Raw genomic sequence first — 19,944 nt, forward strand, 5'->3', positions numbered from 1 at the left:
CCGGCAGAGGTGTCCCGTCGGCCGTGGCGTCACCAGGGCCACCGTCTGCACCGTGACACCGGGCAGCCTGCGGAGGTACTCGATGATCTCGTCCACGCCCCGATCGTATCGGGAGGCGGGACCGAGAAGGGCGGACGAGCTGACGTGTAAGCCGGATCCTGTCCCGGCCACGTCGCCGTGGCCGGGGGCGACCATCCATCTGGACACACCGTCGCCGGGTGCCTCGAGCGATCCACCCGCGCGCTCGGGCGGGCAGCCCTCGTACACGCGCAGCGCCACCGTGCGGTGGCGCCTTCGATCTTGCTCCGGGTGGGGTTTACCGAGCCGCGACGGTCACCCGCCGCGCTGGTGCGCTCTTACCGCACCGTTTCACCCTTACCCGGGCCGGAGCCCGGGCGGTCTGTTCTCTGTGGCACTGTCCCGCGGGTCACCCCGGGTTGCCGTTAGCAACCACCCTGCCCTGTGGAGTCCGGACTTTCCTCGACGCGGGCCTGCCTGCGGAGCAGACGGTTCCCGACGCCGCGGCCGCCCGGTCAGCTCGTCCGCGCCGTACAGAGTACCCGGCGTGCCCCGACTACAGGCCCGCCGTCCGGTTCACCTGGCGCACCGAGGCGACGCCGTCCGGGTAGAAATCGGCGATCGAGATCGACGCGAGGTCCAGGTGCAGCCGGTACAGCAGCTGGGGGCCGACGTCGAGCGCGATGCGCAGCGCGGTCTTGATCGGGGTGACGTGCGAGACGAGCAGCACGGTGCGGCCGGCGTGCTCGATGGCGACCCGCTCCAGCACGGCGGCGACGCGGGCGTGCACCTCGTCGAAACTCTCGCCCCCGGGCGCGGCCACCGCGGTGTCGCCGAGCCACCGGGAGTGCAGCTCCGGGTCGCGCTCGCGCGCCGCGCCGAACGACAGGCCCTCCCACGCGCCGAAGTCGGTCTCGATCAGCCCGTCCTCGACCTCGACGGTGAGCCCGCGGCCCGCGTTCACCGCGTCGGCGGTCTGCCGCGCGCGGTCCAGCGGCGAGGTCAGGATCGCGTCGATCCGCGTGTCGCGCAGCAGGTCCGCGGCCCGGCGCGCCTGCTCGCGGCCGGCGTCGGTGAGCGACGGGTTGCCGCGCCCCGAGTACAGCCGCTGCACCGAGGCGGGCGTCTGGCCGTGGCGCAGCAGGATCACCCGCGTGGGCTCGTGGGCGGACGTGGTCCATCCGCCGCGCTGCACCGGGCCGCGCTCCTCCGGCCTGCGCTTCTCCGGGCCACGTTCCTCCGGGCCGCCCACCTGCGGGTCGGTCGGTGCGCCGGTCATTCCTCGGGCTTACCCTGCGGCAGACCGGACTCGTTCGTCCGCACCAGGATCGCGCCGCACTCGTCGCAGTGCACCACCTCGTCGGCGGGCTTGCGGGCGACCGCATCGAGGAAGCCCCGGTCCAGCTCGAGGCGGCAGGCGCCGCACCGTCGGGCCTGGAGGAGCCCCGCGCCGGCACCGGAGGCGGCCCGGCGCCGTTCGTACTCCGCGTACAGGGCCTCCGGGAGACCGCCCACCAGGCCGTCGCGGGTGGCGGCGGTGCGCGTGCGCGCCACGTCGATGTCCTTGAGCGCCTCCTCGCGGCGGCGCGCCACGGCGGCGATCTCGTCCGCGGTGGCGTTGACGGTGGCCTCGGCGCGCTGCTGGTCGAGCTCGACGGCCTCGCGCCTCTCCATGAGCTCGAGCTCCTCGTCCTCCAACACGGACTGGCGGCGCTCCAGGCCGCGCAGCTCGTGCTCGAGTTCGGTGAGCTGCTTGGCCGCGACCCGCCCGGACGCCATCAGCTCGCGATCCTTCTGCTCGCGCAGGCGGGTCTGCTCGACCTCCTTCTCGAGCTTCGCGATGTCGCGGTCCAGGTCCTCGACCAGGATGGACACGCGCACCGACTCGTCGCGCTCGGTGGTCGCGCGCTTCTCGAGCTCGGCGATCTCGGCGTCCTCCGGCAGGTGCGTTGCGCGGTGGGCCAGGCGGGAGATCTCCGCGTCCACCTCGGCGAGGTCCAGCAGGGAGCGTTGGGCGGCCGGATCAGCGTTCATCTGCGCCACTCTACGCATCCGCCGGGGCGCGGCGCACACCGTGAACGGATCGGTCGGGGCGGCGTGGACTTCGACGTCGAGGAACGGCCACAGCAGCTCGGCCACCGCGGCGCACCACGGGAACTCGGTCGCCCAGTGCCCCGCGTCGACGACGGCGGGGCCGCCGGCGCGCAGGTGTTCGTCGACGGGGTGGTGCCGCAGGTCGCCGGTGACGTAGGCGTCCACACCCAGCCGGGAAACGGTGCCCAGCAGCGAATCCCCGGCGCCCCCGCACACGGCGACGGTGCCGATGCCCGCCTCCGGATCCCCGGCGGCGCGCACCGGCGCGCCGAGCGCGGCGGCGACGCGGGCCGTGAACTCCGTGAGCGTCAGCGGTTGCGGCAGCGTGCCCACGCGCCCCAGCCCCCATTCCCGATCGCCGCCGGCCAGCTCGACGACGTCGTACGCGGGCTCCTCGTACGGATGGGAGTCCTTGAGCGCCTGCAGGACCTGATCGCGAACGCGCCGGTCGGCGACGAGCTCGACCCGGGTCTCGGTGAGCCGCGTGAGCTCGCGCGCCGTGCCGATCGTCGGGTTGGCGTCGTCGCCGGGCCGGAACTGGCCGGCACCGTCGACCCGCCAGGCGCACTCGGAGTACTCCCCCACCTCGCCCGCGCCCACATCGAACATGGCGGTCAGGACCTCGTCGGCCTGGGCCGGCGGAACCATCACGCCCCACCGGTCCAGCGCCTCCGCGCCCAAATACTCGACGGGCCCGGTCACCTCGAGCCCGAGCGCCGCGGCGAGTGCGTCGTTCACGCCGCCGCGGGCGCGGTCGGCGTTGGTGTGGGCGGTGAACAGGGCGCAGCCGCCGCGGATCAGGCGGTGGACCAGGCGCCCTTCGGCGTGCTGGCGGCTACCGTGTCCACGCCGCGCAGTAGCAGCGGATGGTGCGCGATCACGAGCTGCGCGCCGCGCGCGAGCGCCTCCTCGACCACCGCCTCGGTGACGTCCACGCACACCAGCACCCGGTCCACGTCGTCCTGCGGATCCCCGCAGACCAGCCCGACGCTGTCCCATCCCTCCGCGAGCCGCGGCGGGTACGCCGCATCGAGCATGTCGATCACGTCTGCGAGCCTCATGACTGCCAGCGTAGGCGGGCAGCACCGCAATCGCGGTTCGCCGCGGTCGGGCAAGATGGAGGCGTGAAAACCCCGCTGCATGTCACCTTCGTGTGCACCGGCAACATCTGCCGGTCGCCGATCGCCCGGATCGTCTACGAGCGCGCGGTGGCCGACGCCGGGCTCGCGGACCGGGTGCGCGTCACCAGCGCGGGTACCGGCGGCTGGCACGAGGGCGACCCCGCGGACCGGCGCGCCCGGGAGGTGCTGGCGGAGGCCGGCTACCCCACCGAGCACGCGGCGGCGGAGGTCACCGCCGATCACCTCGGCGCCGACCTCGTGGTGGCGCTCCATCGTTCCCACGTGGCACCGCTGCGCGCCCTCGGGGTTCCGGAGGACCGGCTGCGACTGCTGCGCACCTTCGACCCCGATGCTTCGCACGAGAGCGTGCCCGACCCGTACTACGGCGACGTCGACGAGTTCCGCGCGACGCTCACCCAGGTGGAGGACGCGATGCCCGGCCTGATCGACTGGACGCGTGAGCGCCTTGCCTAACTGGGTCAGGGTCGTCCTCCAACCGCGGTGGATCGCGCTGGCGGTGGCGGCGCTCGCGTTCACCGCGCTGTGCTGGTCGGTGCTCGCGCCGTGGCAGTTGGGCAAGAACACTTCGACGAGCCACCGCAACCAGCAGATCAGCGACTCCGTGAACGCCGCGCCGGTGCCGGCCGCGCAGCTCCTGGGCGGGCGCGCGGACGTGCCGAAGGACGCCGAGTGGCGCCGGGTTGTCCTCACCGGCACCTACCTCGGCGACAAGCAGACACTCGCCCGGCTGCGGAACCAGGACGGCAACCCCGCGTACGAGGTGCTCGTCCCGTTCGCCGCCGACGACGGCGCGACCTATCTCGTGGACCGCGGCTTCGTCCGCACCCCCACCGGCGGCGTGGTGCCGGAGTTCGCACCGCCACCGTCGGAGCCGGTCACGATCCAGGCCCGCATCCGCGCCCCCGAGAAGACCGACCCGAGCCGCGGGCCGCGCACCGAGAGCGGATACCTGCAGGTGTACGCGATCGACCCGGCCGCGATCGGGCCGGCGCTGGGCATCGCGTTCGCGCCGGGATACCTCAACCTGGCGGAGGACCAGCCCGGCGGACTCGGCGCCGTGCCGCTGCCGATGCTGGACGCGGGCCCGTACCTCTCGTACGGGCTGCAGTGGCTGGCGTTCGGGATCATGGCGCCGCTCGCGATCGGGTACTTCGTGTGGTCGGAGGTGCGCCGGCGTCGCGAGGACAAGGCGGTGTACGAGGCGGGCACCGCAGCCGACGCCGGTCCGGACCCGGCGGACGACGCGCCCGAGATCACCCCCGAGGCCGCGCGCGCCGCCAGGCTCGCCGACCGGTACGGACGCAAAGGGCAGTAGCCGCCAGGGCTCCCAGCTCGACCGCGAGCGACAGGCGCGCGGCGCGGGCCAGATCGCGGGGCTCGGGTGCCCGGCCGTCGCCGAGGGTGGGCCGCAGTTCCACGCCGTGCGCGTACTGCGTGCGCCCGCCCAACTGCAGGCCCAGTGCGCCCGCGGCCGTCGCCTCCGCCACGCCCGCGTTGGGGCTCGGGTGCTTGCGCGCATCGTTCCGCCAGGCCCGCAGGGCGTCCGACGGTGCCCCACCCACCGTCGGGGCGAGGGCGACGGTGACGGCGCCGGCGAGCCGGGCGGGCACGTAGTTGAGCACGTCGTCCAGGCGTGCGGCGGCCCACCCGAACTCGGTGTAGCGGTCGTTTCGGTAGCCGACCATCGCATCGAGCGTGTTCGCCGCGCGGTACGCGAGCAGGCCCGGCAGGCCCGCGACGGCGCCCCAGAAGAGCGGGGCCACCGCCGCGTCGGAGGTGTTCTCGGCGACCGACTCCGTGGCGGCGCGGGCGAGGCCGGCGCATTCGAGGACCGACGGGTCGCGCCCGCACAGGCTCGGGAGCAGGGTCCGCGCGGCCGTGACGTCGCCGCGCTCGAGGTCCGCGCCCAGCGTGGCCCCGACCGTTCGCAGGCCCGCTCCCCGACGACCGCCCACGTGCCGACGGCGGTGGCGCCCGGGACGTTCCGGCCCGCGTAGCCGAGCGCGGCCGCGCCGCCGACGAGGATCGCCGTGTACGCGGCGCCGCGGAGTTTCGACGGTGCGTACATCCGCCGCTCGAGCACCGCCGCGGCGGTGCCGAACCCGGCCACGGGGTGGTAGCTGCGCGGGTCGCCGAACGCCTCGTCGGCGAGGACGCCGAGCGCCAGTTCGGTGGTCCGGTTCACGGACGTCGACGCTACCCGGTCACGGCAGCGCACCGTTCGGCGTGCGCCGCCCGGCGGCGCGGGCGTCACCGCCAGACGAAGCCGTCGGGGTCGGTGAGCGCGCCCAGGGCACCGTCGATCTGCAGGCGGTGCGAGCCGCTCCTCCACCGCCACGCCGGCGTCCTTGGCCGCGAACTTCCGCCCGTACAGGGCGAGTTTCACCGCGCCGGGCGCGGCGTCGAACTCGACGTACTTGCGGCCGAAGCTCTTCGCCACCGACATCCCGTGCTCGACGTAGAAGGCCTTGGTGACGGAGATGTCGTCGACGCCGAGGAGCAGCACCATGTCGCCGACCGTCCGCAGCGGCGCACCGGTGTTCTTCTTCGACGACGAGGCGATCTTCCAGAGCGTGCCGTCGGGCGCGCGGAAGACGGCGCCGTAGCCCCAGAAGGACTTCCGCGCGGGCTTGATCTCCGTCGCACCCGCCGCAAGGGCGGGCGCGACGAAGGAGTCGACGACGGCCGGCTCGGCCACGACCAGCGAGACCACGAACCCGCGGAAGCCGGTGGACGGCTCGGTGGCAGCCGTGAAGCTCAGGCCGTGGTCGGGGCCGAAGGCCGTGTCGTAGAACGCCTGGGCGGCGGCCTGGTCGGCCACCTCGAGGGTGAGGGAACGGATCGGTGTCTGCAGGGAGGTTGTCATGTCGATAACGCTATGACCTGCAGATTCCGACCGCTTCTCGATTCCTGACCGATCCGGCCCGCCCGTCACTTCCGGTACCCGTCAGCTCCGGTACCGGAAGATGATGCGCCCCCGGGTGAGGTCGTACGGGCTGATCTCCACGAGCACCCGGTCGAGCGGGACGATCTTGATGTAGTTCTTCCGGATCCTCCCGCTGATGTGCGCGAGCACGACGTGCCCGTTATCCAGTTCGACGCGGAACGTCGCGTTCCGCAGTCCTTCGACGACGGTGCCGGCGGCCTCGATGCCGCGCGATGTCTTGGTCATGCGAGCCCCCGCACCAGCTCGACGTTCGTCTCGACCGGCCGTCCACCGGCCTGCTCGAGGACGGCGACGGCAGCACCGTCGGCGGGATCGGCGTGTGCCGCGAGGAACGGCGCGATTCCGGGCTTGGACCGGACCCGCCAGGCGCCCGGCGGCGTGACGGCGGGCGGCGGGTCGAGCGGGATGCAGTACAGCGTCTCCCGACGGTGCTCGACGAAGCCGTGACGGCGCCAGGCCGCGAGGAGTTCGTCGTCACCGTCCGCCACCAGCGTGTGCAGCGGCGGCGGCAGCTCCGCGAGGAGCGCAGCGGCGATCAGATCGAATGCCGGTGCGCTCCACGCGTCGACGCTGATGAATCCGCGCCGGCGCGCCGGACCGCCGCGGCCGATGATGCGGTTCTCGGCGTCGACGGCCAGCCAGTCGCCGTCGTCCGCCCGCCGCAGAGTGAGAGGGGAATCGTTCATGGTGATGCCTTCCAGGAATGCCTGCGTGCGGCGCTCCTGGTGGTGACACCTAGGTCGACCGTGAGAACGGAGGGAGCACCCACATGCGTGAAACGTTCACGGGTCTCACCTCCTTCGGCCGGTCACGGTTACCCGCAGCGTATCCCCGGCACAGGCACACCGCATCTGCTTTTCCAGGAGCGGGCTCACCAGCGCACGTACGGTGGTCGAAGGAGGTGCGGCATGGACGAATTCGACGTGGTGGTGATCGGCGGCGGGCCGGTCGGCGAGAACGTTGCCGACCGAGCGGTGCGGGGCGGCCTCACCGCAGCGCTCGTGGAGAGCGAGAAGTTCGGCGGCGAGTGTTCCTACTGGGCGTGCATGCCCTCGAAAGCACTGCTCCGGCCGGGGCAGGCGCTGCGCGAGGCCCAGCACGTCCGCGGCGCGCTCACCGGCGCGACCGCGCTCGATCCGTCGGAGGTCTTCGCCCGACGGGACGCCGTGGTCCGGAACTGGGACGACGAGGGCCAGGTGCGGTGGGCGAACACCGCCGGGATCACCACGATCCGCGGCCACGGCCGGCTCGCGGGGCCGCGCCGCGTCACCGTCACCGTCACCGGGCCCGACGGTGCCGAGACCGCCCTGACCGCACGGCACGCCGTTGTGGTCGCGACGGGAACCGACGCCGCCGTCCCCGACATCCCGGGCCTGCGGGCGGCGGCGCCGTGGACGAGCCGGGAGGCCACCAGTGCGAAGGCCGCGCCGGGTCGGCTCGCGGTGATCGGCGGCGGCGTGGTCGCCGCCGAAATGGCCACGGCCTACGCGGGTCTCGGCTCCCGGGTCACGCTGATCGCGCGGAGCGGCCTGCTCACGAACCTCGAGCCGTTCGCCGGCGAGGCGGTGGGCGAGGGCCTCCGCGCGCTCGGCGTCGACGTGGTGACCGGCGAGTCCCCGACGCGCGTGAGCCGCGCGGGCGGCGAGGTGACGATCGAGACCTCGGGCGGGCGCACCGTCGTGGCCGACGAGGTGCTGGCGGCCACCGGGCGGGCGCCGCGCACCGTCGACCTGGGACTGGAGTCGGTCGGGCTGGAGCCCGGGGCGTGGCTGGCCGTGGACGACACGCTGCGGGTCGAGGGCTACGACTGGCTGTACGCCGCCGGCGATGTGAATCATCGCGCGCTGCTGACCCACCAGGGCAAGTATCAGGCGCGGGCCGCGGGCGACGCCATCGTCGCCCGGGCGCGCGGGGCGGCCGTGGACGACGCCGCGTGGGGCGCGCACGTGGCGACGGCGGATCACGCGGCGGTGCCGCAGGTGATCTTCACCGAACCGGAGGTCGCGGCGATCGGCGTGACGGAGGCACAGGCGCGGAAGTCGGGCACGGACGTCGCGGTGGTCGACTACGACCTCGGCTGGGTGGCCGGCGCGAGCCTGTACGCCGACGGCTACTCGGGCCGGGCACGGATGGTGGTCGACGAGGGCCGCGGCGTCGTGATCGGTATGACGCTGGTGGGCCCCGCGGTCGCGGAGCTGCTGCACGCGGCGACGATCGCCGTGGTGGGCGAGGTGCCGATCGACCGGCTGTGGCACGCCGTGCCCGCCTACCCCACGATCAGCGAGGTGTGGCTCCGGCTCCTCGAGGCCTACCGGGACCGGTAGGCCAGCACCCGCCGAGGACGAGGTCACCGCGGCAGCAGGAGCGGCAGGTCGGGGTGGGCCGCAGGCGGAAGCCAGTGCTGCGACTTGAGTGCAAGTGCATGCAGAGCATCGCCATGTTTCTGTGCAAGCGAAGTGTTGTGCTGCATCACGTCGATCTCGTTCGCGAAGGTCAGTGCCACGAACGCGCGAGTCTCGGCATCAGTGAGCGTCAACGCTCGACCTGTGAAGCGGTCGTTCAGCACGAACGGATCGCAGCCCGGGAACTGCGGGTAGGACGTGGACCGATCGCACGCACCGTACTGGTAGACGATGTTCTCGGCGTCCTCACCGATCACGACGCGCAGCTCGGCGCGGGCCGTGAACGGGATCAGCTGGTCGTCGAAACCCGCAGTGCCGTAAGCGGCATGAGTGAGCCCGGCGGTCTGCACCGCCTGGGGCAGTTGCCACGCGGCGAGCCTGTCCGCCACCCGCAGAAGATGGTCGCGCAACGTGCCGCCGGGGTGTGCCACCCGCCCCGCACCGTGCGAATCCAGCCAATCAGTACCGGCATCCATGCCGCCGAGTCTATGGTCGGGCCCGCGCTTCAGGATGTCGGGTTCTGGGGCAACACACGTGTGCCGGAGCACCTGTAGTGCTCGGTTCCCCGACATCGTGAACCGCGTCGCTCGCGCCCGATGCGTGTCGGAGACCCACCGCCGGGCGCACGACTCGGAGACGTCGCGTAATCTGCATCGCCCTGGCGGAGAATCTGCCCGCCGACCAGCAACAACAGGTCTATACGCCTGGCGCATCAACCTGACGGAAAGGCACCCGCGTGAGTGCGCACAGAGGGACTCGAACCCCCGACAACCGGTGTGTAAGACCGGGACTCTAACCAACTGAGCTATGTGCGCTTGCCGGATGAGGCTAGCGCAGCCAGGGCGTGTTCCCAAAGCGACTGATCGCGTGGGACGCCGGGCTCGTTCATCTCGGAGAACCGGATCACGCCGTCACGGTCGATCACGAACGTCCCGCGGTTCGGGTAGCCGTTCTTGGCGTTGAGCACGCCGTACGCGCGCGCGACCTCGCCGTGCGGCCAGAAGTCCGACACGATCGGGAACAGGTATCCCTGCGAACCGGACCACACCTTGTGCGTGGGCGGCGGACCGACGGACACGGCGATGACGGCGGCATCGTCGTTCTCGAACAACGGAAGGGAATCGCGGATGCCCCCGAGCTCGCTCTCGCAGGTGCCGGTGAACGCCAGCGGAAAGAATACGAGCAGCACGTTCTTCCGCCCGCGATACGACTCCAAAGACACCGGCCGGTTGTTCTGATCGCGCAGGGTGAACGGCGGGGCGAGCGCCCCCACCTGCAGCGGACCGTCGGGGACGGCACCGTCGGGAAGGCTCAACGCTTGCCCACGCGGCCGGACTTGGGCTGCACGAGGCGCGAGCCGATCCAGGACCCGAGGTTCGTCGACGAGGTCTGCGTGAGGCCGGCGGTCGGCGCCGCCTCGGCGATCTCGCTGGGCTGCACGTGACCCGGCTGCCCGGTCTTGGGGCTGAGGACCCACACGTACCCGTCGTCGGAGAGGGGCGTGATCACGTCCATGAGGGTGTCCACCAGATCCCCGTCGTCGTCGCGCCACCACAGCACCACCACGTCCACGACCTCGTCGGTGTCCTCGTCGATCATCTCGCCACCGATGACCTCTTCGATCGCGAGGCGCAGTTCGTCATCGGTGTCTTCGTCCCAACCGATCTCCTGCACGATGTTTCCGGGCTGTAGACCCATCTTCTGGGCGTGGGACCCATTCGTGGACACCGGTGGGAGCCTCCTTCTGCGCGGACGCCGAGTTCACGGCGTACTGGTGGTCGATCGGTACCGAACTTACGGTACTTCCGCCCTACAGCAGACCCGGTACCGCGATCTCGCGCAAGTGCAGTAGCGAATTCCACCATGTGGAGTCCGACTGTCGAGTAGCTTTCCAATGCGGCAGGATGGGATCTGCGACACACCGCGCACCCCCGGCATCATCCAGTACCGCCTTCGCGACCCGTGAGGAGCACTTGTGACCGACTCGACCGCCACCACCCCGGCATCCGCCTCAGGAGAGGGACCCGCACCGTCGAACGACGGTCGCCCGGACCGCGTCCGCGTCATCCGGGAGGGCGTCGCCTCCTATCTGCCGGACATCGATCCGGACGAAACCGGCGAGTGGCTCGAGTCGTTCGACGACCTGATCGCGACCCACGGCCCCGCGCGCGCACGCTATCTGATGCTGCGCCTGCTGGAGCGGGCGAGCGAGAACCGCGTCTCGATCCCGTCGCTCACCTCGACGGACTACGTCAACACGATCCCCACCGACCTGGAGCCGTGGTTCCCGGGCGACGAGGAGATCGAGCGCCGCTACCGCGCCTTCATCCGCTGGAACGCCGCCATCATGGTGCACCGGGCCCAGCGCCCCGGCGTCGGCGTCGGCGGCCACATCTCGACCTACGCGGGCGCCGCATCGCTGTACGAGGTGGGCTTCAACCACTTCTTCCGCGGCAAGGAGCACCCCGGCGGTGGCGACCAGGTGTTCATCCAGGGCCACGCCTCCCCCGGCATCTACGCCCGCGCCTTCCTGGAGGGCCGCATCCCCGCGGAGCGCCTGGACGGCTTCCGCCAGGAGAAGTCGCACGAGGACAAGGGCAAGGGCCTTCCCTCCTACCCCCACCCGCGACTGCTGTCGAACTTCTGGGAGTTCCCGACGGTGTCGATGGGCCTCGGCCCGATGAACGCCATCCAGCAGGCGCGGTTCAACCACTACCTGCACGACCGCGGCATCAAGGACACCTCCGACCAGCACGTCTGGGCGTTCTTGGGCGACGGTGAGATGGACGAGCCCGAATCGCGCGGCCAGATCCAGATCGCGGCCACCGAGGGCCTCGACAACCTCACCTTCGTGGTCAACTGCAACCTGCAGCGGCTCGACGGGCCCGTGCGCGGCAACGGCAAGATCATCCAGGAGCTCGAGTCGTTCTTCCGCGGCGCCGGCTGGAACGTGATCAAGGTGATCTGGGGCCGCGAGTGGGACGCGCTCCTGCACAAGGACCGCGACGGCGCGCTGGTGAACATCATGAACACCACGCCGGACGGCGACTACCAGACGTTCCGCGCGAACGACGGTGCCTTCATCCGCGAGCACTTCTTCGGCCGCGACCCGCGGACCAAGGAACTCGTCCAGGACATGAGCGACGAGCAGATCTGGGGCCTGCGCCGCGGCGGCCACGACTACCGCAAGCTGTACGCCGCGTACAAGTCCGCGATGGACCACAAGGGCCAGCCCACGGTGATCCTGGCGCACACCGTCAAGGGCTTCAGCCTGGGCCACAACTTCGAGGGCCGCAACGCTACGCACCAGATGAAGAAGCTCACGCTGGACGACCTGAAGGGCTTCCGCGATCACCTGCGGATCCCGATCAGCGACGCGGAGCTCGAGAAGGACCCCTACCTTCCGCCTTACTACAACCCGGGACCGGAGTCGCGGGAGATCCAGTACATGCTGGATCGCCGCAAGCAGCTCGGCGGCTTCGTACCGTCGCGCCGCACGCAGGCGCAGGTACTGCAGACGCCGGGCATCGAGGCGCTGAACGTGATGCGCAAGGGCTCGGGCAAACAGGAGGTGGCCACGACGCAGGCCGTGGTGCGGATCTTCAAGGAGCTGCTGCGCGACAAGGAGGTGGGCGGGCGGATCGTCCCGATCATCCCGGACGAGGCCCGCACCTTCGGCATGGACAGCTGGTTCCCTTCGCTGAAGATCTACAACCGCCTGGGCCAGACCTATACGGCGGTCGACGCGCAGCTGATGCTCGCGTACAAGGAGAACCCGCAGGGCGTGATCCTGCACGAGGGCATCAACGAGGCCGGTTCGACGGCGTCGTTCACCGCGGTCGGCACCTCCTACGCCACGCACGACGTACCGATGATCCCGCTGTACATCTTCTACTCGATGTTCGGCTTCCAGCGCACCGGCGACGGGCTGTGGGCCGCCGCCGACCAGATGGCCCGCGGCTTCGTGCTCGGCGCCACGGCCGGCCGCACCACCCTCACCGGCGAGGGCCTGCAGCACGCCGACGGCCACAGCCACGTGCTGGCGTCCACGAACCCGGCGGTCGTCGCATACGACCCGGCGTTCGGCTACGAGCTCGCGCACATCGTGATCGACGGCCTGCGGCGGATGTACGGCGAGAACCCGGAGAACATCTACTACTACATCACCGTCTACAACGAGCCGATCCACCAGCCGGCCGAGCCGGAGGACCTCGACGTCGACGGCCTCCTCAAGGGCATGTACCTGTTCCGCCCGGCCGCGAACGCGAGCGATAAGAAGGCGAACATCCTGGCGTCGGGCGTCACCATGCCCGACGCGCTCAAGGCGCAGCAGATGCTGGCCGACGAGTGGGGCGTCGCCGCGTCGGTGTACTCGGTGACGAGCTGGGTCGAGCTCTCGCGCGACGGTATCGAGGCGGAGAAGGCCGCGCTGCGCGACCCTTCGGCGGAGTTCCGCACCCCGCACGTGACCACGATGCTCGGCGGGACCGAGGGCCCCACGATCGCCGCGTCCGACTTCATGCGCGGCACGCAGGACCTCATCCGGCAGTGGGTGCCCGGCACGTACGTCACGCTCGGCACCGACGGCTTCGGCTTCTCGGACACGCGGCCGGCCGCGCGCCGCTTCTTCAACGTGGACGCGGAGTCGATCGTCGTGGGCGTTCTCCGGGCCTCGCACGCGACGGCGCACTCGATTTCTCGGTCGCCGCGGAGGCCGCGAAGCGGTACCGGATCGACGACGTGCTCGCCGCCCCGAAGCAGACATCGGACCCCGGCGTAGCCTAGGACTCCATGACCGCTGATACGGGCTCGTTCCCCCTCCCCGGGAAGCCGGGGAAGGGAGGCTTCAACCGGAAGCGCCCCGAGCCTCGCGACGTGCTGCCCGAGGCGATCCTCGCCAGGATCCGCCAGCATTCGGGCCACGTCGCCACGGCGGCGGTGCGCTCCATGGAGGAGCAGCTCCCGTACTTCGCGGACCTGGAGGCCAGCCAGCGCGCGTCGATCCAGCTGGTCGTCCAGACGGCGGTGGTCAACTTCGCGGAGTGGATCGACCACGGCGGCGATGTGGCGTACACGGTGGCGGCGTTCCAGTCTGTCCCGCAGGACCTGGCGCGGCGGGTGTCGCTGCTGCAGACCGTCGAGATGGTGCGCGTCGCGATGGAGTTCTTCGAGCGCTGGCTGCCGCTGGTGGCCCGCAACGAGGAGCAGCTGATCGCGCTCACCGAGGCGGTGCTGCGGTACGGCCGGGAGATCGGGTTCGGCGCCGCGTCGATCTACGCCTCGGCCGCCGAGGCCCGCGGCGCGTGGGACTCCCGGATGGAGGCGCTCGTGGTCGACGCGGTGGTCCGCGGCGACACCGGCGCGAACCTTCTGTCGCGGGCCGCGGCGCTCAACTGGGACCCGGTCGCGTCGGCCACCGTCATCGTCGGCAATCCCCCGCCGGACCAGAACGTGTCGGTCGCAGGCTCGGTCCACGACACGGCGCGCTCGAACGGCCGCTCCGCGCTCGCCGTTGTGCAGGGCACCAAATTGGTAGTCATCGTCAGCGGCGCGGTCACGGCCGGGGACCCGTTCGGCGAGGCGCTCATGCTCCACTTCGCCGACGGTCCCGTGGTGATCGGGCACACGACGCCCACCCTGGAGGACGCGCACGCGTCGGCCGTCGAGGCCATCGCGGGCGTCAACGCCGTCGCGGGCTGGCCCGGGGCGCCCCGTCCGGTGCACAGCTGGGAGCTCCTACCCGAGCGGGCGCTCATCGGCGACACGCACGCCGGCCGCACGCTGTACGAGTTGCTCGTCAAACCCCTCGAAGAGGCCGGATCCGCACTGTCGGACACGCTGGACGCGTACCTGGACTCGGGCGGCGCGGTGGAGTCCTGCGCCCGCGAACTGTTCGTCCACCCCAACACCGTGCGGTACCGCCTGAAGAAGATCGCGGAGATCACCGGGCGCGATCCGCAGGACCCGCGCGACGCCTTCGTGCTCCGTGTTGCAGCGACGATCGGGCGTCTCGCGGCGGCCAATCCGGACCGGTTCACCCCCTCCGCTATGACGCGAATCACAGACATCACACTGACCTAGCTGAGTCACAAATAACACTCTGGTAACAGCCAGGCATCGCTGAGCAGCACTTTTGTGGAAACCCCACAAATTCGATGAGTCAGGTTCTCAGGCTCCAACACCTTCTTTTCAGGTTCCCGGGGTGTTTCCTGGAACACGTGATTGCACTGCTCGCACCCGGACAGGGTTCCCAGAAGCCCGGCATGCTGACGGCATGGCTCGATCAGCCTTCTGCCGTGGAGCGCCTTCGCGCATGGTCGGAGATCGCGGATCTCGACCTGGTCCGTCTCGGCACCATCGCCGAGGCCGACGAGATCACGGACACCGCTGTGACTCAGCCCCTCGTGGTGGCCGCCGCACTGCTCGCCTTCGAGCAGATGGGCGCCCAGCCCGCCGACACGATCGTCGCCGGCCACTCCGTCGGTGAGCTCGCCGCTGCCGCCATCGCCGGCGTCATCACCGCCGACGAGGCCGTGCGCCTCGCGGCGATCCGCGGCCGCGCGATGGCCGCCGCCTGCGCACTGGTCCCCACGTCGATGACCGCCGTGCTCGGCGGCGTCGAGGAGGACGTGCTGGCTACCCTCGAGTCGTTCGACCTCATCCCGGCCAACATGAACGCCTCCGGGCAGATCGTGGCCGCGGGCACCGTCGAGAACCTGCAGAAGCTGGCCGACAACGCCCCCGAGAAGGCGCGCCTGCGCCCGCTCGCCGTGGCCGGCGCCTTCCACACGGACTTCATGGCCCCCGCGCAGGAGGCCGTCGCGGCCGCCGCGCAGACCATCGTCCCGCGCGACCCGCAGCTGACGCTCCTGTCGAACCGCGACGGCAAGGCCGTCACGTCCGGCGAGGCCGCCCTGTCGCAGATCGTCGCGCAGGTCACCCGCCCGGTCCGCTGGGACCTGTGCACCACCACCATGCGCGAGGCCGAGGTCTCGACGGTCGTGGAGCTGCCCCCGGCCGGCGCCCTCGTGGGCATCGCCAAGCGCGAGCTCAAGGGCGTGCCGCAGGTCGCCGTCAAGACCCCGGCCGACCTGGCCGAGCTGCTCGCCTCCGCGCAGTAGCGAACAGACCACCCGACGGGCCGCCCGGCACCGTCGGACCCCGCGACGCACGCCGTCGCACAGATGGACTCCCGTCTCCGCGAAATCGCGGGTCGGGTCACACAAGGAAAGGGACCCACTGTGGCCACCAGCCAGGACGAAATCGTCGCCGCCATCGCCGAGATCATCGAAGAGGTCACCGGCATCGAGCCCTCCGAGGTCACCCTGGACAAGGCGTTCATCGACGACCTGGACATCGACTCGCTGTCGATGGTCGAGATCGCGGTGCAGCTCGAGGACAAGTACGGCGTCAAGGTGCCGGACGAGGACCTCGCGGGCCTGAAGACCGTCGGCGACGCCGTCGCGTACATCCAGAAGCTCGAGGCGGAGAACGCCGAGCTCGCTGCTGAGCTCAAGGGCAAGTACGAGGCCGAGAAGGGCAAGTAGGCCCTTGCCTTCGCTGAGGAATTTCTCGACGCTGGGCGGCCAGTTCCCCAGTGTCGTCGTCACCGCCATCGAGCTGACCACGTCCATCGGAGTCGACACCGATTCCACCTGGCAGGGCCTGCTCGACGGCAAGAGCGGTATCCGACCGCTCGAGGGCGATTTCATCGGCGTGCAGATTCCCGACCTGCCGGTTCGGTTCGGCGGTCAGCTGTTGTCGGATCCGTCGGACGAGGTGCCCGAGCGCCCCGACCGGCAGTACGCCGGTGACATCAGCAAGCAGCACGTGTCGAAGCGGCGCATGTCCTACGTCGAGCAGGTCTCCCATGTGATGACCAAACGACTGTGGGACAAGGCCGGTCGCCCCGACGTCGATCCGACCCGCCTCGCGGCGGTCGTCGGCACCGGGCTCGGTGGCGGCGAGACGATGGTGCAGGCCGTGGACGCGTTGCGCGACTCCGGTGTGCGCAAGGTCTCGCCGTTCGCGGTGCAGATGTCCATGCCGAACGGCGCGTGCGCCGTCTCGGCCCTGGAGATCGGCGCCCGTGGCGGCGCGATCGCGCCGGTGTCGGCGTGTTCGACGGGCAACGAGGCCATCGCGCACGCGTGGCGGCAGATCGTGCTCGGCGATGCGGACATCGCGGTCTGCGGTGGCGTGGAGGGTCGGATCGACTCGCCGCCCATCGCGTCGTTCGCGATGATGCGCGCCCTGTCGACGCGCAACGACGATCCCGCCGCCGCGTCGCGTCCGTTCGACAAGGACCGCGACGGCTTCGTGTTCGGCGAGGCGCAGGCGCTGATGATCATCGAGACCGAGGAGCACGCCCTGGCGCGCGGCGCGAAGCCGATCGCCCGGCTGCTCGGTGCCGGCATCACCTCCGACGGCTACCACATGGTGTCGCCGGACGTGGAGGGCGGCGGCGCGGCACGCGCGATGAAGCGGGCGATGGAGACCGCGGGCCTGTCCCGCACCGACATCGACTTCATCAACGCGCACGCCACCGCCACCCCGATCGGCGACACCGCTGAGGCCAAGGCCATCAACGCGGTCGTCGGTACGGACGCGGCGATCTACGCGCCCAAGGGCGCGCTGGGTCACTCGATCGGCGCCGTCGGCGCCCTCGAAGCCGCGCTGACGGTCCTCTCGATCCGGGACGGGGTCATCCCGCCCACCCTGAACCTGGAGAACCAGGATCCGGAGATCGAGCTGGACGTGGTGCACGGTGCCGCCCGCAAGGGCGAGATCAACTACGCGCTGAACAACTCGTTCGGGTTCGGCGGCCACAACGTGGCGCTGGCCTTCGGCAAGTACTGATCGTTTCCACGAGAGCCGGCCGTCGGGGATCCCCCGGCGGCCGGTTCGTCGTTTCCGGCCGGGTGGTCCGGCACCGTCGGGCCGCCCGACGGTGCGCTGCGCCGGACCACGCCCCTCCCCGCAGGTTTCGCCAGTCCCCGCAGGTTTCGCCGCTCGCCCCGCGAATCCCCGGGGCGAGCGGAGATTCCTGCGGGGAGCGGGGATTCCTGCGGGAGCGATCAGCCTGGGAACACGGGAACCCGGCGGAGAACGTCGCAGCGAACCATCTCGTTGGTGAGGATCTTGAAGATCCTGTGCCGGTCTTTGAGGTCTTCCCAGTACCAGTTCACGACCGCGATCCCGGCGCTGCGGAAGTCGCCGGCTCGCTGAATCTCGTACTGCTTGCGGTCGGGATCATCGGCATACTTGGCCATACCGTCGAACTCGCCGATCATCCCGGGCAGCGAGAAGTCCGCGTAGTAGTTCCGCCCGCCGAGGCGGTAGTGCGTCTGTAGCTGCGGGATGGGCAGGTTCCACTCCAGCAGCATCGCCCGGGTGCGCGACTCCCCGCCGATCCACTGTCCTGCACTGATTCCGCCATCGCGCGCCGGAACATGGGCAGCCCCGGTCTCCAGCCGAGCACCTCGGCCGACTCTTCGAGCTGGTCGACGGTGACCGGCGGGCGCGTGTCCGCGTTCGGGAACCGGACCGTGAGCCGTGCGGAGTCCACGATCGACAGCGCCTGCCCGTGGTCGCCGGCCATCGCCAGATCCACCGCGGTGCGCGCGGGCGAGGTCACGCGCAGACCGTCGATCACCACGATGTCGGCCTCGCGGATCGGACGCGCGTGCGCGTGAACACCGCCCCTGATCCCGCCGCCGCGCGAGGAGTCGATCGTCACGTGCACGTGTTCAAACTCACCCCGTACGTCGCCATGCGGTGGACGACCGCGGCGCTCTGGTGAGAGATCACCGCGTTACCGCGCACCCCGACCGCTTCGATGAGGAGACGGTGCTCGTCCCACGGTGTCCCCTTGGGCGTGCGCGTGTACGCCCCCTGCCCGATCCGGCGGAGCGAGCCCTTCTTGAGCTCCTTCGCCAGCGCGCGCTCCGACAGTCCCTGGGCGTCGAGAATCGCCCGCGTCAGAATTCCGGCCATGTTTCCCCCTTGGCTCCGTGTCCCCGTATCGGGACGATGCCACGGGTGTCCGACATGTCCGGGCAACGCCCGGAGGTCCCTCCCCTCCCCGCAGAAATCCCCGCTCACCTCGGCGATTCGCGGGGCGAGCGGGGATATCGGCGGGGAGCGGAGACTCCTACATCGTGAGGTCGGCTCCCAACCAGTGCTCGGGCTCGAGGATCACGGTGAGGTGCTCCCCCAGTTGCCCGAACGCGAACTCGAGGTAGCCGTCGAGCGCGGGGCCCGAGAGGTAGCGGGCCGCCATCGCACGGATCTCCTCGTCGGTCGAGGGCCGCGACTCGGCGACGCGGCCCTCCACGCTGACGTACATCGTGCGGGGCTCGACGGTGTCGACCATCAACGAGAACCGCCCGGTCGCGGCGAGCGCCGTCGCTTTGCGGGACCCGGTACCGATCGTGATCCACGGCCGGCCACCGGGCTCGTAGGCGTACCAGACGGGGACGGTGAGCGGGCCGCGGCCGGGTTCGGCGACGGAGAACGCGGCGACGTGGGGTCGGGCGAGGAATTCTTGTTTCTCGGACGCGGAGAGTGCCATGTCCCGATGGTGGCAGATCAGGCCGACATCTTTCAGCGTGCGAGCGATCCGGGTATCCCGGTCCCGGCGGGGCGCCATCGCCGCAGCGCCGCGCTCGCCCGCCAGGGCCGGGTTTCAGGCAGGTCTATCCGACGGCCTGCGACAGCCAGGTGACCTCCGCACCCTGGCCGCCCATGCGGAACGGCTCGAGCGCCTCGTCCCAGGCGGTGCCCAGGAGGGAGTCGAGTGCCGTCTGCAGGCCTTCGCCGTTCAATTCGAGCATCATCGAGCGCAGCTGCGCCTCGCCCAGCAGGGTGTCGCCGGACGCGCTCATGGTGCCGCGCCACAGCCCCAGCCCCGGGGCGTAGCAGAACCGCTCACCGTCGACCCCCTCGGAGGGGTCCTCGGTGACTTCGAACCTGAGGGAGTTCCACTCCCTCAGGGTGTTCGCCATCCGCGCGCCGCTGCCGACCGGGCCCACCCAGTCGACAACCGCGCGCTGCATGCCGGGGATCGCCTCCTGCGCGGACCACTTGAGGGTGGCCCGGGCGTCGAGGGTCCTCGACAGTGCCCACTCCACGTGCGGGCACAGAGCAGCAGGTGCGGCGTGAATCCAGACGACTCCCGTCGTCACCTCTGCAAACTGACTCAGCTGCTGCATGGTTTGCCACCTTCTTCGTTTCGACGAGGACGTCTTCCCCAAGCCACCTGTCGAAACGTGCGGAGCAACCACGTGCTGCGTTATCACATCGATGTAGTTATGAAGCCATTGTGCACCATGATGCGCGT

General features: G+C 70.8%; 20 protein-coding genes, 1 tRNA gene, 1 other RNA gene and 3 pseudogenes. 8 read left to right on the plus strand and 17 right to left on the minus strand.

The features are described 5' to 3' along the window. Positions 1–131: 131 nt before the first annotated feature. The 4 genes and pseudogenes from rnpB to MTP03_RS14510 all read right to left on the minus strand — a co-directional run. An RNA gene (gene rnpB / locus MTP03_RS14495) (RNase P RNA component class A) lies at positions 132–541 on the minus strand. 33 nt (positions 542–574) lie between these two features. Next, on the minus strand, positions 575–1,297 hold the full coding sequence (locus tag MTP03_RS14500) for a histidine phosphatase family protein (RefSeq protein ID WP_371820771.1): 723 nt from the start codon (positions 1,295–1,297) through the stop codon (positions 575–577). After that, positions 1,294–2,070: a zinc ribbon domain-containing protein gene (locus MTP03_RS23855; protein WP_371820975.1), complete on the minus strand. Its 777-nt coding sequence runs from the start codon at positions 2,068–2,070 to the stop codon at positions 1,294–1,296. The genes MTP03_RS14500 and MTP03_RS23855 overlap by 4 nt, the downstream gene beginning before the upstream one ends. 12 nt (positions 2,071–2,082) lie before the next feature. After that, positions 2,083–3,173: pseudogene (locus MTP03_RS14510) on the minus strand (Nif3-like dinuclear metal center hexameric protein); the annotation flags it as partial. Between the two features lie 63 nt (positions 3,174–3,236). On the opposite strand from MTP03_RS14510, the gene MTP03_RS14515 reads away from it, so the two are divergent. Continuing rightward, on the plus strand, positions 3,237–3,707 hold the full coding sequence (locus MTP03_RS14515; RefSeq protein WP_248488866.1) for a low molecular weight protein-tyrosine-phosphatase: 471 nt from the start codon (positions 3,237–3,239) through the stop codon (positions 3,705–3,707). Next, a complete protein-coding gene (locus MTP03_RS14520) occupies positions 3,700–4,569 on the plus strand; it encodes an SURF1 family protein (RefSeq protein WP_371820976.1) in 870 nt (289 codons plus the stop codon). Before MTP03_RS14515 ends, MTP03_RS14520 begins: the two co-directional genes overlap by 8 nt. Here the strand turns inward: MTP03_RS14520 and cbiB are convergent. The 4 genes and pseudogenes from cbiB to MTP03_RS14540 form a co-directional block, all read right to left on the minus strand. After that, positions 4,508–5,209, minus strand: a complete 702-nt coding sequence (cbiB, locus tag MTP03_RS14525) for an adenosylcobinamide-phosphate synthase CbiB (RefSeq protein WP_371820772.1) — start codon at positions 5,207–5,209, stop codon at positions 4,508–4,510. The two genes, MTP03_RS14520 and cbiB, sit on opposite strands and share 62 nt — an antisense overlap. Positions 5,210–5,504: 295 nt before the next feature. After that, positions 5,505–6,120, minus strand: a pseudogene (locus MTP03_RS14530) (glyoxalase). Between the two features lie 81 nt (positions 6,121–6,201). Beyond that, on the minus strand, positions 6,202–6,426 hold the full coding sequence (gene infA, locus MTP03_RS14535; protein ID WP_248488868.1) for a translation initiation factor IF-1: 225 nt from the start codon (positions 6,424–6,426) through the stop codon (positions 6,202–6,204). After that, complete coding sequence (locus MTP03_RS14540; protein ID WP_248488869.1) at positions 6,423–6,887, minus strand: hypothetical protein; 465 nt, start codon at positions 6,885–6,887, stop codon at positions 6,423–6,425. The genes infA and MTP03_RS14540 overlap by 4 nt, the downstream gene beginning before the upstream one ends. Before the next feature lie 222 nt (positions 6,888–7,109). Between MTP03_RS14540 and MTP03_RS14545 the strand changes: the two genes are divergently transcribed. Next, a complete protein-coding gene (locus MTP03_RS14545; RefSeq protein ID WP_248488870.1) occupies positions 7,110–8,525 on the plus strand; it encodes an NAD(P)/FAD-dependent oxidoreductase in 1,416 nt (471 codons plus the stop codon). Between the two features lie 23 nt (positions 8,526–8,548). Here the strand turns inward: MTP03_RS14545 and MTP03_RS14550 are convergent, their stop codons facing one another. From MTP03_RS14550 to MTP03_RS14565, 4 genes are all read right to left on the minus strand, one after another. Beyond that, positions 8,549–9,079 carry a DUF6817 domain-containing protein gene (locus tag MTP03_RS14550; protein WP_248488871.1) on the minus strand — a complete coding sequence of 177 codons (531 nt, stop codon included), beginning with the start codon at positions 9,077–9,079 and terminating at the stop codon, positions 8,549–8,551. A gap of 265 nt (positions 9,080–9,344) precedes the next feature. Continuing rightward, a tRNA-Val gene (locus tag MTP03_RS14555) sits at positions 9,345–9,418 on the minus strand. Next, positions 9,409–9,918: a peroxiredoxin gene (locus MTP03_RS14560; protein WP_248488872.1), complete on the minus strand. Its 510-nt coding sequence runs from the start codon at positions 9,916–9,918 to the stop codon at positions 9,409–9,411. Before MTP03_RS14560 ends, MTP03_RS14555 begins: the two co-directional genes overlap by 10 nt. Next, positions 9,915–10,301, minus strand: coding sequence for a DUF3052 domain-containing protein (locus MTP03_RS14565; protein ID WP_248492198.1), 387 nt, complete (start codon positions 10,299–10,301; stop codon positions 9,915–9,917). Before MTP03_RS14565 ends, MTP03_RS14560 begins: the two co-directional genes overlap by 4 nt. A gap of 367 nt (positions 10,302–10,668) precedes the next feature. Here MTP03_RS14565 and aceE point away from each other — a divergent pair. The 5 genes and pseudogenes from aceE (at position 10,669) to MTP03_RS14590 (ending at position 17,462) form a co-directional block, all read left to right on the plus strand. Then, a pseudogene (gene aceE / locus MTP03_RS14570) lies at positions 10,669–13,388 on the plus strand (pyruvate dehydrogenase (acetyl-transferring), homodimeric type). Positions 13,389–13,394: 6 nt separating this feature from the next. Then, entirely contained in the window at positions 13,395–14,684 is a 1,290-nt protein-coding gene (locus MTP03_RS14575) for a CdaR family transcriptional regulator (RefSeq protein WP_248488873.1), read from the plus strand. Between the two features lie 137 nt (positions 14,685–14,821). Further along, complete coding sequence (locus MTP03_RS14580) at positions 14,822–15,724, plus strand: ACP S-malonyltransferase (RefSeq protein WP_248488874.1); 903 nt, start codon at positions 14,822–14,824, stop codon at positions 15,722–15,724. Between the two features lie 120 nt (positions 15,725–15,844). Next, entirely contained in the window at positions 15,845–16,150 is a 306-nt protein-coding gene (gene acpM / locus MTP03_RS14585; RefSeq protein ID WP_248488875.1) for a meromycolate extension acyl carrier protein AcpM, read from the plus strand. Between the two features lie 4 nt (positions 16,151–16,154). Beyond that, complete coding sequence (locus tag MTP03_RS14590; RefSeq protein ID WP_305852762.1) at positions 16,155–17,462, plus strand: KasA/KasB family beta-ketoacyl-ACP synthase; 1,308 nt, start codon at positions 16,155–16,157, stop codon at positions 17,460–17,462. Positions 17,463–17,680: 218 nt separating this feature from the next. On the opposite strand, the gene MTP03_RS14595 is transcribed toward MTP03_RS14590, so the two are convergent. The 5 genes from MTP03_RS14595 to MTP03_RS14615 all read right to left on the minus strand — a co-directional run bounded on the left by MTP03_RS14595 (position 17,681) and on the right by MTP03_RS14615 (position 19,816). Next, entirely contained in the window at positions 17,681–17,896 is a 216-nt protein-coding gene (locus MTP03_RS14595) for a hypothetical protein (protein ID WP_248488876.1), read from the minus strand. Continuing rightward, a complete protein-coding gene (locus MTP03_RS14600) occupies positions 17,893–18,342 on the minus strand; it encodes a hypothetical protein (protein WP_248488877.1) in 450 nt (149 codons plus the stop codon). The genes MTP03_RS14595 and MTP03_RS14600 overlap by 4 nt, the downstream gene beginning before the upstream one ends. Beyond that, positions 18,339–18,599 (minus strand): type IV toxin-antitoxin system AbiEi family antitoxin domain-containing protein, encoded by a 261-nt coding sequence (locus MTP03_RS14605; protein ID WP_248488878.1) that lies wholly within the window; start codon positions 18,597–18,599, stop codon positions 18,339–18,341. Before MTP03_RS14605 ends, MTP03_RS14600 begins: the two co-directional genes overlap by 4 nt. A gap of 157 nt (positions 18,600–18,756) precedes the next feature. Beyond that, complete coding sequence (locus tag MTP03_RS14610) at positions 18,757–19,176, minus strand: pyridoxamine 5'-phosphate oxidase family protein (protein WP_248488879.1); 420 nt, start codon at positions 19,174–19,176, stop codon at positions 18,757–18,759. Positions 19,177–19,300: 124 nt separating this feature from the next. After that, entirely contained in the window at positions 19,301–19,816 is a 516-nt protein-coding gene (locus tag MTP03_RS14615; RefSeq protein ID WP_248488880.1) for a DUF3145 domain-containing protein, read from the minus strand. Positions 19,817–19,944 lie beyond the last annotated feature (128 nt).

This window comes from Tsukamurella sp. PLM1, assembly GCF_023168325.1.
Taxonomy (GTDB): Bacteria; Actinomycetota; Actinomycetes; order Mycobacteriales; family Mycobacteriaceae; genus Tsukamurella.

Bases quoted from the DNA above. Each gene is read 5' to 3' on its own strand.
- MTP03_RS14595 (WP_248488876.1), bottom strand. From the start codon at position 17,896: ATGATCGGCGAGTTCGACGGTATGGCCAAGTATGCCGATGATCCCGAC.
- MTP03_RS14610 (WP_248488879.1), bottom strand. From the start codon at position 19,176: ATGGCACTCTCCGCGTCCGAGAAACAAGAATTCCTCGCCCGACCCCAC.
- MTP03_RS14545 (WP_248488870.1), top strand. From the start codon at position 7,110: ATGGACGAATTCGACGTGGTGGTGATCGGCGGCGGGCCGGTCGGCGAG.
- MTP03_RS14615 (WP_248488880.1), bottom strand. From the start codon at position 19,816: ATGCAGCAGCTGAGTCAGTTTGCAGAGGTGACGACGGGAGTCGTCTGG.
- MTP03_RS14565 (WP_248492198.1), bottom strand. From the start codon at position 10,301: ATGGGTCTACAGCCCGGAAACATCGTGCAGGAGATCGGTTGGGACGAA.
- MTP03_RS14500 (WP_371820771.1), bottom strand. From the start codon at position 1,297: ATGACCGGCGCACCGACCGACCCGCAGGTGGGCGGCCCGGAGGAACGT.
- MTP03_RS14575 (WP_248488873.1), top strand. From the start codon at position 13,395: ATGACCGCTGATACGGGCTCGTTCCCCCTCCCCGGGAAGCCGGGGAAG.
- MTP03_RS14540 (WP_248488869.1), bottom strand. From the start codon at position 6,887: ATGAACGATTCCCCTCTCACTCTGCGGCGGGCGGACGACGGCGACTGG.
- infA (WP_248488868.1), bottom strand. From the start codon at position 6,426: ATGACCAAGACATCGCGCGGCATCGAGGCCGCCGGCACCGTCGTCGAA.
- MTP03_RS14550 (WP_248488871.1), bottom strand. From the start codon at position 9,079: ATGGATGCCGGTACTGATTGGCTGGATTCGCACGGTGCGGGGCGGGTG.
- MTP03_RS23855 (WP_371820975.1), bottom strand. From the start codon at position 2,070: ATGCGTAGAGTGGCGCAGATGAACGCTGATCCGGCCGCCCAACGCTCC.
- MTP03_RS14605 (WP_248488878.1), bottom strand. From the start codon at position 18,599: ATGGCCGGAATTCTGACGCGGGCGATTCTCGACGCCCAGGGACTGTCG.